General features: G+C 40.2%; 14 protein-coding genes. 2 read left to right on the forward strand and 12 right to left on the reverse strand.

Annotated elements, in window-relative coordinates; translation table 11 throughout:
- Positions 1-18 precede the first annotated feature (18 nt).
- From ACAN52_RS16775 to ACAN52_RS16795, 5 genes are all read right to left on the reverse strand, one after another.
- Positions 19-1,680, reverse strand: coding sequence for a methyl-accepting chemotaxis protein (locus ACAN52_RS16775; RefSeq protein WP_378956087.1), 1,662 nt, complete (start codon positions 1,678-1,680; stop codon positions 19-21).
- 206 nt (positions 1,681-1,886) lie between these two features.
- Positions 1,887-2,090: a hypothetical protein gene (locus ACAN52_RS16780; RefSeq protein WP_378956088.1), complete on the reverse strand. Its 204-nt coding sequence runs from the start codon at positions 2,088-2,090 to the stop codon at positions 1,887-1,889.
- A complete protein-coding gene (locus tag ACAN52_RS16785) occupies positions 2,056-2,214 on the reverse strand; it encodes a hypothetical protein (RefSeq protein WP_378956089.1) in 159 nt (52 codons plus the stop codon). The genes ACAN52_RS16780 and ACAN52_RS16785 overlap by 35 nt, the downstream gene beginning before the upstream one ends.
- A gap of 180 nt (positions 2,215-2,394) precedes the next feature.
- On the reverse strand, positions 2,395-2,694 hold the full coding sequence (locus ACAN52_RS16790) for a hypothetical protein (RefSeq protein ID WP_378956090.1): 300 nt from the start codon (positions 2,692-2,694) through the stop codon (positions 2,395-2,397).
- A 214-nt stretch (positions 2,695-2,908) separates the two neighbouring features.
- Positions 2,909-3,292, reverse strand: a complete 384-nt coding sequence (locus tag ACAN52_RS16795) for a hypothetical protein (protein ID WP_378956091.1) — start codon at positions 3,290-3,292, stop codon at positions 2,909-2,911.
- A 108-nt stretch (positions 3,293-3,400) separates the two neighbouring features.
- Here ACAN52_RS16795 and ACAN52_RS16800 point away from each other — a divergent pair, with 108 nt between their 5' ends.
- Positions 3,401-3,667 carry a hypothetical protein gene (locus tag ACAN52_RS16800; RefSeq protein WP_378956092.1) on the forward strand — a complete coding sequence of 89 codons (267 nt, stop codon included), beginning with the start codon at positions 3,401-3,403 and terminating at the stop codon, positions 3,665-3,667.
- Positions 3,668-3,777: 110 nt separating this feature from the next.
- Here the strand turns inward: ACAN52_RS16800 and guaA are convergent, their stop codons facing one another.
- From guaA to ACAN52_RS16835, 7 genes are all read right to left on the reverse strand, one after another.
- Positions 3,778-5,310, reverse strand: coding sequence for a glutamine-hydrolyzing GMP synthase (gene guaA / locus ACAN52_RS16805; RefSeq protein ID WP_378956152.1), 1,533 nt, complete (start codon positions 5,308-5,310; stop codon positions 3,778-3,780).
- 74 nt (positions 5,311-5,384) lie between these two features.
- Entirely contained in the window at positions 5,385-6,206 is an 822-nt protein-coding gene (locus tag ACAN52_RS16810) for an MTAP family purine nucleoside phosphorylase (protein WP_378956093.1), read from the reverse strand.
- Between the two features lie 58 nt (positions 6,207-6,264).
- Complete coding sequence (mqnC, locus tag ACAN52_RS16815; RefSeq protein WP_378956094.1) at positions 6,265-7,326, reverse strand: cyclic dehypoxanthinyl futalosine synthase; 1,062 nt, start codon at positions 7,324-7,326, stop codon at positions 6,265-6,267.
- A complete protein-coding gene (locus ACAN52_RS16820) occupies positions 7,323-8,162 on the reverse strand; it encodes a menaquinone biosynthetic enzyme MqnA/MqnD family protein (protein WP_378956095.1) in 840 nt (279 codons plus the stop codon). The genes mqnC and ACAN52_RS16820 overlap by 4 nt, the downstream gene beginning before the upstream one ends.
- 4 nt (positions 8,163-8,166) lie before the next feature.
- The gene (mqnE, locus tag ACAN52_RS16825) at positions 8,167-9,258 is read right to left on the reverse strand and encodes an aminofutalosine synthase MqnE (RefSeq protein ID WP_378956096.1); all 1,092 of its coding nucleotides are present in this window, start codon (positions 9,256-9,258) and stop codon (positions 8,167-8,169) included.
- 142 nt (positions 9,259-9,400) lie between these two features.
- A complete protein-coding gene (pdaB, locus tag ACAN52_RS16830; protein ID WP_378956098.1) occupies positions 9,401-10,141 on the reverse strand; it encodes a polysaccharide deacetylase family sporulation protein PdaB in 741 nt (246 codons plus the stop codon).
- Between the two features lie 155 nt (positions 10,142-10,296).
- Positions 10,297-11,412 carry a DUF362 domain-containing protein gene (locus tag ACAN52_RS16835; RefSeq protein WP_378956099.1) on the reverse strand — a complete coding sequence of 372 codons (1,116 nt, stop codon included), beginning with the start codon at positions 11,410-11,412 and terminating at the stop codon, positions 10,297-10,299.
- Between the two features lie 180 nt (positions 11,413-11,592).
- On the opposite strand from ACAN52_RS16835, the gene ACAN52_RS16840 reads away from it, so the two are divergent.
- Positions 11,593-12,024 carry a winged helix-turn-helix transcriptional regulator gene (locus ACAN52_RS16840; RefSeq protein WP_378956100.1) on the forward strand — a complete coding sequence of 144 codons (432 nt, stop codon included), beginning with the start codon at positions 11,593-11,595 and terminating at the stop codon, positions 12,022-12,024.
- Positions 12,025-12,081: the final 57 nt, after the last annotated feature.

Below are 12,081 nucleotides of genomic sequence, written 5' to 3' on the forward strand. Positions count from 1 at the left end.
ACATAAATATCTCTTTTCTTACATTACCCGAAACTGACCGGCAGCTGTGATCATTTCATCGGCTATGACACTAAGGGCACTAGAAGTATCCGTTAGATGGTATGAAGATTCTGTTTGATCCTGCAATAAGGCCGCAATTTCTTCGGATGCCGCCGATATTTGGGATGCTGCTTCGGCCAGTAATTGAAATCTGCCGGCGACTGATTGCTGGGCTTGGGTAGAACTGTCGACAGATTGTAATGTTTCGGTAATGATGGGAGCGATAGTCTGGATCTCATGGAATATTTGCCCGAATGACTGGACGACATCGCTAACCATGTGAAACTGCTGATTTGTTTGTTCCCCTACTTGTTGTTGCGTTGCCAGGACATCACGAGTTTCTACTCCAATCTGTTCCATGACAATTTGTATTTTACGGGATGAATCCAAAGACCCTTCAGCAAGTTTACGGATTTCATCAGCCACCACACTGAACCCTCGTCCATGTTCACCAGCCCGGGCGGCTTCAATCGAAGCGTTTAATGCCAGTAAGTTGGTTTGGTTAGCAATGGATTTAATTATGTCAGCGAAGGTGTTAATATCTTGAATACGGGAAAATAGTTGGGAGTTTTTATCGCTTGCCAACAGAAAGTTGTTCTGAATCTGTTTTAGATATTGGGATACTTGCTGGAGATTCTCCGAACCTGCTGTGGCTAATCCTCCTACACGGCCTGTACCCTCTGATAGTAAACCCATTTGCTGATTAATATGGCTCATATTGCTATCCAAATGGTTCATCAAATCCACAGCATTACTGACGCTGTCCGCCTGTTCTTGTGCCTGATTGGCCACGTCCTGCGTCGCCACAGACAACTGATGATTGGAATCGCGAATCTTTTGACTTGCTGCTACGACGGATGCTGATGACTTTTTGACTTCCCCTGCCTCTTGTTGAACACTAATCAGCATATTTTGTAGCCGAGCATTACTCTTGTTCGAGGTTGAAGCTAGCATTCCCAATTCATCCCGGCTGGTTACTGGAACGCGAACGGTCATATCGCCGGCTGCGATCTGATTCAACCCATCAATAACTGTCAATATCGGACGGGTAATCCTGCGAGAAAAAGTGAAGGCTAACATAATGCTCAGGATCAGGATTAGGGCAGAAACAGCCAAAGTCAATACAACTGTGGAATGAATCGCAGCATACATATTTTGTAGGGATATGGCAATTACAGTAAGGCCAACAATTTTATCGCCGTTATGTATTGGCATGGATATATTAAAGACTGGGCTACCATAACTTTCTAAGATCTCTGGTGTGTCCATAATAACGGCCTTCGGCTTACCTTCGCTGAAAGCTTGTCGCCCCTCTTCTGTCGGAATGATTTTATCGATAAATTCATAACTACTTGCCGCAATTAGACGAAAAGATGGGTCCATAACACCGGCATAAATTAAGGTGCCATGACTTTCTATTTTTATTTCATCTACATAAGATTGTAATCTTTTCACATCGTTCATGCCGATCCGTTCTACGCCTGAAGCAACCAAATAAGCACTGGCAACTCCATCTTCGCGCATTTGATTGCTAACTGCTTTTTCAATACTGTAATAGGCCACTGCAAATAGTGAAGCGACGGTTAGAAAAATGATGGCAGTTACGGTGATCGTAATTTTGTTTGATAATGAGTTTAGCATATAATGATCACTCCTTGATTTTTATATTGGTTCTGAACTATCCATCATACTAGGCACAACAAGACAGTTCCCCGCTCCCATGATATAAGTTCTTTTATCCTCAGAAGTCTCTATTTAGTTGATTTAAGTGTATATACACTTAAATCAACTAAATAGAGACACACTGATCGTGTCACTAAGACTTCTATTGAATATTTATGCTCACATCAAGGCACAAGTGCTTCTAACTTTGACAGTAGTAACACGAGTGTCGCCAAATCTTCCTCCCCTAGATATTCTTGTAGTGATGCCTGAGCCTTACCCCACAGTGCCCATCCTTTAGTCACTGCCTCTTTTCCCAATTCTGTTAATATGACTTGCCGAATTCGAGAATCCTCACCCGGGATGCCGTAGCAACCCCAACTGAGCAATGGTAAGGCCACTTGACTTTAATTCTTGATCATAAAGCTGAGTCACAGCACGAGACGCTCGCCGTATATTCAGGCAATTGCAAACACTCGGTGTTTTAGGATATATTTCGCAAATATGTTTCATGATATAGAATTCCTTTCATGTTTATCTAAATACAATAAGTGCATATACACACATTATATTATTCCCATCATACATGTGTCAAGTATAATGAAGGGTGTATTGGTATTTAAATTGTGATAATGCCACTATGTGAGAGATACAGGACAGGTCACTTCCAATTTATTAGTACATTAAGTATCACTACGTATAACAGTAATGTTGCGTAAGCCATAGTATTTTAGAATTTATAATTGCTAAGTTCCATCCTTGCACAGTCACACATGGTACAACATTGGTATAGGGATTATCAGCTTCAATCACTCGATTCTCTGTAATCAAATTAATAGCCTTGCTGATAGCAGAACTCTTACCTATTCCAGACGTGCCGATAATGGTAAAGCTATCAGATCCGCCCATGATGCCGCTATATTCCTGCTGCATAATGGCTCTGTAGTTCTGGTTCTGCTGCTGTACCGCCAGCTTCGTTCCCTTCTTCTGCATAGAGGCAAGAGGGCCAAGTACAATTTGCTGTAGATTTCCAGCGACATTTGCGAAGGAATATACACCCTGTATAAGTCCGATAGCGCCATAAGCCTTACGGAAGCATTGGTATTGGAGATTTCAGGATTGTACTCTGGCAATAATTCCAATGCGGCTATCAAATCATCCCCTGACTTCATGCAAGGCAGGACGTTGATGATATCTGAAAGATTTGTCATGGCTTGGCTCCTTTCATATAGTTTCTATGGTGTTTACGTTGTTCACGCTTGCGGTTATCTCGGATATTCTTAACGCTTACATCGGCACTGCTCCTGACACTGCCAGCGATTGCCTCAATATGCCGCGCAAGATTAATCTGAGCCTGTAGATTATTCTGGTTGGCTCCTTTTACAATGTCTCTCTGGGCTGTCTGTAAACTCTGTACAGCAGTCAAATCTTTACCCTTAAATCTGGATTCAATAATGGTAAACTTGGCATATATTCCATTTTCCAACAGCCATACAGAAGTAACGTCCTCTGGATTATAAGCAACTGTAACCTCACCGCACTTGGCAATGACGCGCTTTTCACAACGACCTTTAAAATTTTTCTTCCTCACCTTGCAAAACCTCCTTGTGTGGAACGCTCTGCTGCTTGACTCCATTTTCCCAAAAACACTTCCCAAAAATAAAAATGGGCGGTTTTTGGGGAATTGGAGATTAGATTTTTGGGGAATTTAAAAATCATGGATATGCTCTTCCGCCCCATGTTACGGGCGTTTCAATCCAACATCCATGAAAATCATAGCGCTATGCTTTTTCCCCAAAAGCATAAAAGAAAATATCACCATGTCGTGGGGCACCGCCATTTATTCTCAAAAGAGATTTTCCCTATTCTCCCTGGCTTTGCCAGAAATACCCGCCACTCCATGGTGACCGCCTTTTTTAGCAAGCAGAATTTCCTGTATTTACGCGGGTTGAGGATAAAAAAATGACCTTGCATAAGCTTCGTAAAGCTTTAATGCAAGGTCGTTTTTTCTATGTCGGCAGGCTAAGCCTTTTTGCCCTTTGGCAAATAAATGGCAGTGCCCTACGACAATTTCTGCTATTCAAATTCAATTGTTGCTGGCGGTTTTCCTGTGCAATCATAAAGCACACGATTAACGCCCTTTACTTCATTTATAATACGGCTGGTAACAACAGCAAGCACTTCCCACGGAAGCTGTGCACTTTCTGCTGTCATAAAATCAGATGTCATAACTGCACGAAGAACAATCGCATAATCATAGGTACGACCATCGCCCATAACGCCGACAGAACGCATATTGGTAAGTGCTGCGAAATACTGTCCCAGATCTTTCGCTACACCAGCTTTTGCTACTTCTTCGCGGTAAATAGCATCTGCCTCCTGAACGATTTGTACTTTTTCTTCCGTCACTTCGCCGATAATACGAATGCCAAGACCCGGACCCGGAAATGGCTGACGGCTGACAAGAGATTCCGGAATCTGTAATTCTCGCCCTGCTTTTCTTACTTCATCTTTAAACAGCAGGCGCAAAGGTTCTACGATTTCTTTGAAATCAACATAATCCGGCAGACCACCTACGTTATGATGGGACTTTATAACGGCAGATTTACCCAGACCACTTTCAATAACGTCTGGATAGATCGTTCCCTGTACGAGGAAATCCACTTTGCCGATTTTTTTGGCTTCATCTTCAAACACACGGATGAATTCTTCGCCAATAATTTTACGTTTTGTTTCCGGATCGGTAACACCCTTTAGTTTTGCATAAAAACGGTCTTTAACATTTACGCGGATGAAGTTCAGATCGTAGTGACCATCAGGACCAAATACAGCTTCTACTTCATCACCTTCATTTTTTCTCAGCAAACCATGATCAACAAATACGCAAGTCAGTTGTTTGCCGACAGCTTTTGAAAGCAAGACGGCAGCAACAGAGGAATCCACGCCGCCCGACAATGCGCAGAGAACTTGTCCATCACCAATCTTCTGGCGAAGCCTCTGAATTGTCGTTTCTACGAAGGAATCCATTTTCCAGTCGCCATTGCAGCCACATACATTGAAAACGAAGTTATGAAGCATTTTCATACCTTCAACTGTATGCATAACTTCTGGGTGGAACTGCACGGCGTAGAGCTTTCCTTCTTCATTTTCCATAGCCGCAACCGGACATACTGGTGTAGATGCTGTAATCTTAAAAGATGCTGGAGCTTCTGCAATATAATCCGTATGACTCATCCAGCAGATATTTTCCTTGGAAACGCCTGCAAAGATTCTAGAACTTTCATCTTTAATACTGACTTCCGTTTTGCCATATTCGCTGATCGGAGCGGTTGCAACCTTGCCACCAAGCAAATGTGCCATAAGCTGTGAGCCGTAGCAAATTCCCAAAACCGGAATTCCCAGCTTCAAAAGTTCTGCACTGCATACGGCAGAATCCTTTTCATACACACTATTAGGGCCGCCGGTGAAAATAATCCCTTTCGGCTTCATTTTTTTTATCTCTTCAATGCTCATCGTATACGGAAAAACTTCGCAGTATACGTTGCACTCTCTGACACGTCTGGCAATCAGTTGGTTGTACTGCCCACCAAAATCCAACACTAAAATCATTTCATTGCTCTCATTGCTCAACTCAAGAGTCCTCCCCCATATTTAAATATTGAATCAAAATATAGCACATAACATTACTTATTGTAAATACCTTTTAGCAATGTTTCTTTACGCAGGTCTTTACATTCACATTGACCATTCACCGGTAATTGACGAATGGTATCAATGATAATGCGACTGATCATGGGTGCATCATCATAAAAAATAGTTTTTAGATCGTCATGAGACCATTGAGCAACTAGTCCTTCACCATAATTTACAACAAAGTAAAGCCCTGCAAAACACGCACCGATTTCCCTTGCCAAATACACTTCCGGACAAATGCTTTGGCCAATAATATCAGCATGTCCCTTCATCATGGCTACCTCTGCCGGACTTTCAAAATGACGTCCATCCGTATTCGCATAAATCCCTCTGGTAAAAATGCGGCCATCATACTGCTTACGAGTATTTTCAATCAAAGTACTGCGTACTTCACCGCATAAGGAATCACGCATAACGAGTAAATATCTGCCATCGAGTTCTACGTCTTTACGAACAGAAAAATCAAGATAATCATCAGGAATGACAAAATCCCGTGGATCTAGAAGATGGTTGGCTGTCCCCACTCCGCCTTCACTAATAATACGTTTTACTCCAGCTTCACGAAATACCCAAAAAATTTGCCGCGATGCATCGGCGCGACTGACTCCACTGCGCCAGCCATGCATTTTGCACGTCAGTACTTTTTTGTCATCTACGCTAAACAAACGAAAAATCGGACTTAAACCATAAGGAGTGGCAAACTGTAAATCATCATCAATCAATAGGACTCCTGAATCGTTCGCCCCTAAAGGAAAATCACTTGAAAGAGTACCTGAACCACCAATGACTGCATATTCAACTTGTATATCCATATTACTCATCCTCACTTTATCGTCAGCTATAAAAATGCTCTGAGAAGATACACTCTGCTCAATTCACCTTATCATTTGTGCTTTCCATCTCAAATGTCTTTATAATTTCATATTGAGTATTACGTTGTGCTGGTTTTTTGCCCGTCGCTCTAATCAATTCTACCATTTTTCCAATGGACATCTCATAGGCTGTCCCTGCCGCTTTGACCACATTTTCCTCTAGCATAATGCTGCCAAGATCATTGGCGCCAAAAGCTAAAGTAAGCTGTCCAATATTTTGTCCTTGCGTTACCCAAGATCCTTGGATATGCTTAATATTATTAAAATAGAGTCGTGCCACAGACAAGGTTTTCAAATAATCCCAAGCAGAAATTTTTTCCCCACCAAGTTCTGTATTCCCTGGCTGATAAGACCAGATAATAAAAGCACGAAAACCACCTGTTTTTTCTTGTAATTTACGTATTTTTTCCATATGTTCCATACGCTGTGCATAAGTTTCTCCCATACCAATTACCATAGTCGCCGTTGTTTCCAGTCCGACACTATGAGCGGCTTCCATCACTGCCAACCAGTCACCAGCACTAATTTTCTTGGGACTGACTCGCGCACGCACAGCATCAACAAGTATCTCAGCCCCGCCGCCTGGTAATGAATCAAGACCAGCTGCTTTAAGCTTTGATAACGTCTCAACTACAGATAAACCTTCTTGCTTAGCAATATGTAATATTTCCGCCGGAGAAAAAGAATGAACGATAATATCAAAATTCTTTTTAATAAACTGTAAGAGTTTCACATAATAATCTAAACCCAGTGCTGGATTGAGACCACCTTGTAACATGACTTGAGTGCCACCAGCTTCAATCGTCTCTTGCAATTTTTCAAAGATAACAGACTCTGAAAGAGTATATCCTTCTGCATGCCCTTCTTTTCGATAAAAAGCACAAAAACGACATTCACTCGTACATATATTCGTATAATTAATATTACGGTCCACCACGAAGGTAACGATATTATCAGGATGAATCTCTTGACGCACCTGATTGGCAGCTTGTCCTAGTTCAAGAATGTCACCATTGGTCAACAGTTCTAATCCTTCACTTGTCGTTAACATGTTACTCATTTCATTACCTCCGCAAACTCAATCGCTGGCACACCATCAATCAACCCTAGCACATGTGAGAGTTGATAATAGGTCACAAGAGCTTGTTTATGAGCAGGAGTAAACTCATAGTTTAATAAGTTGATATAAGTGATGAGTTGCTGGGTTGTAAAAGAAACCTTAGGGGCTAACGTTTCAGCCGCAACTGATAGATTTGATAGACCATAAGCAAAAGCTCCTGTCACTTGCTGATATACCATATGGACTAAATCTGCATGCCGTGCAGCAAATTGACGATTGACCACCCATACTGCATATACCATTGAAAGGCCTGTCATTCTTTGCCACTCATCACCCAAATCATAATAATAATAGCCTGGAACTCGATTATGATAAGCCTGAAGTGCATCATCGCCAATAAACAAGACAGCTTCAGCGTCTTTTAGTACTCCACCTTCAAGAGATAATGGACTAATGAAATAGTCGGGATTGGCCTGATAAGCATGATACATAATGATTTTAAGCAATCCATGAGAGGTCGCCGACTTTGCCGTCAATGCAATACGTGCTTCTTTTAACTGCTCAATAGGATATTTAGAAACGAGTAAAATACTTTGTAAGGCTCCATTAGCGCTGATTGATACATCAGGTAATATGAGCAGTTTATCGCTATGTCTAGCATAAATGATTGAAGATACAGGACTTACATCGAGTTCGCCAGCTACAACTAAACTATTGAGTTCCGCTGGAGTTCCTGATTTTATAGAAACTTTCTCTCCAAATCCCCCTTCCATCAATCCATGATGTAAAGGTAAACAATTTATAAATTTAATATCTCCCAATTTTGGTTTATTCATGTTATTACTCTCCACTTATACATTCCAGCGGGCGGTAAAAAGTATCTCGTTCTACCGCAGTATAACCTGTTTCCTCAACAAGTCTAATAATTTCCGCCTTCGTAATTCCAGTTTTAGTTTTCGCACCAGCTGCATGAATAATTTTTTCTTCTACAACTGTTCCATCAAGATCATCTGCACCAAATGTCAAAGCCAGTTGGGCGATTGGCAAGGTTAGCATCATCCAAAATGCTTTGATATGATCAAAATTATCCAATACTAAACGGGCCATGGCAATCATTTTTAAATCTTCCCAGGATGTAACTCTCGTAAGTTCCGTAAAACCAGTATTGCCAGGATGGAAAGGAAAAGCAACAAAGGCCTGAAAGCCACCCGTTTGATCCTGGATATTTCTTAAAGTCATCAGATGTTGTATCCGTTCTTCTACTGTCTCAATATGCCCATATAACATCGTGGCATTCGTAGGTAATCCCAAGTTATGAGCAGTCGTAATGACCTCAATCCATTCTGCCGTTGTTGCTTTATTGGGGCAAATAATCTTACGTACACGATCATCCAAAATTTCAGCCCCACCACCCGGTAATGAATCAAGACCAGCAATTTGTAGACGTTTCAATACGGTTTGTATCGTCAGCCCGGAAATTTTGGCAAAGTGTACAATTTCAACCGGAGTAAAAGCTTTTAAATGGACAGATGGTAGATTCTTTTTAACTGCTGCTACAATTTCTTCATAGTAGCTAAAAGGTTTATCTGGATGCAGTGCACTCACCATGTGTATTTCACTCAGATTAGGTATATCCTGGGCTGTCTGACGTACAATCGCAACGACCTCTTCTACTTCCATAACATAAGCTTTTTCATGTTCAGCAGTACAACCAAAAGCACACAAGGGACAAGCAGATACACAAATATTAGTTAAGTTGATGTGTCGATTCACATTATAATATACATTCTTCCCTGATTTACGTTCTTTAACGATGCGTGCCAGGCTAGCCAATTCCAATAAATCATCACTATGATACAAAGCTAAAGCTTCTGCAAAATTGAGCCGTTGACCACTACGTATTTTTTCTCTAGCACTATGTACTATACTCATTCTATTCTCCGCCACCTTATCATCTATGATGGTAGTTTATTATATATTTTGATCGGATTACGCAACTTATACATATTCGAGATATCGATTAAAATTCCCTGCCCTTGTGCAAAAAAAAAGGGCTTGTGATAAAACAATCCCATCAATGTCTTTGTATTCCATTTTCACTGTATTGATCTAAAAGTTGACCAACAGTAACGATTTCATACCCTTGTGCTTTTATTTTTTCAAGCAAAATAGGCAGTGCCTCTGCGGTCTGCACTGGTGTATCTGAAGCATGCATCAAGATAATTCCACCAGGTTTCAGCCGTTTCATGACTCTTTCTATGATGACATCGCGTCCAGGATTTTTCCAATCTAATGAGTCAATGTTCCAAATAATTGTTTTATAGCCTAGTTCGTCAGTTACTTTTAAAGATTCTTGACTATAGTGGCCATTTGGTGGACGAATGAGTTTAGCATCAACACCCGTTACCTCTTTAATTAAGGCATGGGATTTTTCAATATCTTCTTTGACCCACTCTCTTGTCATATCCCCATAATTTTGATGCCTGTAGCCATGACTTGCAATTTCATGTCCATCAGCTACCATACGCTTAGCCACCTCTTGGTATTTTTGCGCCCATGGTCCCATGATAAAAAATGTGACTTTTGTATTATTTTGCTTGAGAGTATCAAGGATCGATGGTGTAAACTTATTGCCCCAAGAATGATCAAAAGTAAGAGCGACTACCTTGCGTTCAGTCCGAGTACCTGCAATAGCAATCGGACCGGAAGAGATCAGTTCAGCTACTTGAATATACATAGCTCCAATGGCGAATAACCCAATCACACCATAAAACAAATGTCGATGATTAAATAACCGTCGTAAATTGATAATCATACCACTTCCCCCTTCTGCCACATACATTAGTATGTATGCAAAGAGATAGGGAAATATGAACTTGTTTTATATAGATAAAATCAAGGAGAGTCCATAAGTTTTCTAAACTCATGGACTCTCCTTGATTTTTTATTATTTATTGCAGTATAAAAATTTTAGATTTCAATCAGTTCATAGGCTTTTCTACCAATACCAAGTTTTTCAGCATGATCAATACACACCATCCAATTTGTTTCAGGATGAATTGTAGCAAAATGATCACTATTATTTTTTTGTTTTTTAAATTTTTCCGCCAAATAGCTATTAGGCATCATAGGAGCTTGGTTGGCCATATCCGCACAGGCCACATCAAGAGCGACTGGATCAAAAGATGCAAACATACCAATATCAGGAATAATAGGCACATCATTTTCAGCGTGACAATCACAGTATGGTGATACATCAATGACTAGACTAATATGAAAATGAGGTCTATCATGTAACACGGCCAAAGTATACTCTGCAATTTTTTTATTCAGAACATCATTAGACTCATCCCACGCTGGAGAAATCGCATTAAAATGACAAGCACCTATACATCTTCCACAGCCAACACATTTACTATGATCAATCTTTGCCTTTTTATTTTCAAGGCGTATTGCACTATGGGCACACATTTTTACGCAAGCTCCACAGCCTACACAGGTTTCACTTGTTACACGTGGTTTACCATCACTGTGCATTTCCATTTTCCCAGCTCTCGAACCACAACCCATACCGATATTTTTAAGCGCACCGCCAAACCCTGTAAGCTCATGACCTTTAAAATGTGTCAAACTGATAATGATATCTGCGTCCATGACAGCGCGTCCAATTTTTGCTTCTTTTACACATTCACCACCTGGTACAGGAACGTATGCCTCATCAGTCCCTTTTAATCCATCTCCTATGATAATCTGGCAACCCGTAGTAAATGGATTATAACCATTTTCATACGCCGCATCCAAATGCTCAAGGGCATCTTTACGTCTACCAACATACAACGTATTACAATCCGTAAGAAATACCTTACCACCCATATTTTTTATTACATCAGCAATCACTTTAGAGTAATTCGGTCTGAGAAAAGCAAGATTACCCGGCTCACCAAAATGTATTTTAATTGCAGTAAATTTACCTTTAAAATCAATTTCTTCAATTCCAGCTTTCTTAACCAACTTCTCTAACTTTTGTAACAAATTCATATTTGGAGTCGCAAGTAAATTTGTAAAATAAACCTTAGATTTTTCCATTATATTCTCCTCTAAATTCAAATTTTTAACATAAGTATCATTTATAGTATAATTAACAATCGTATGATATACAAGAGTGCACTTTATTGATAGATAGTATCCTCTATGATACTATAGTAAGGTCATCATTTTATCTGTGCTCGTAATTTCTGAGAGAATCTATAAATTAGGAGAATCGTCATGAATGGGAAAAACAAAAAAATCCATGAGGCCATCTGTGAAGTTGAAGTAACTTTTGGCGTTATTGGCGGTAAATGGAAACCAATTATATTATGGTTTCTTGGCAAGTGTGAGCAGCTGCGCTTCGGCCAGCTTCAGCAACTACTACCAGATATAACACATAAAATCTTAACAAAGCAATTACGGGAACTTGAAGTAGATCAACTTATCGAAAGAAAAGTCTATCCCGAAGTTCCACCAAAAGTTGAATATTCAATTACACCGAATGGAAAAGAAATTATTCCGATTCTTGAACTCATGTGTGACTGGGCCTACAAAAACAATTATTTTGGTTATGAGTTAAAATATAATCTATGTGATGCCGATATCGAAAACAATTTATTGTATAAATCAAAATCCAATAAAAAAGAGGTTGTTCATAAGTTAAGCTAACTTATGAACAACCTCTACTTTTTTGTCAGTGTCTAGGAAAATGGTACGGTTTGAAGG

The sequence above is a fragment of the Pelosinus sp. sgz500959 genome (assembly GCF_042610375.1).
Classification (GTDB): Bacteria; Bacillota; Negativicutes; order DSM-13327; family DSM-13327; genus CTSoil-075.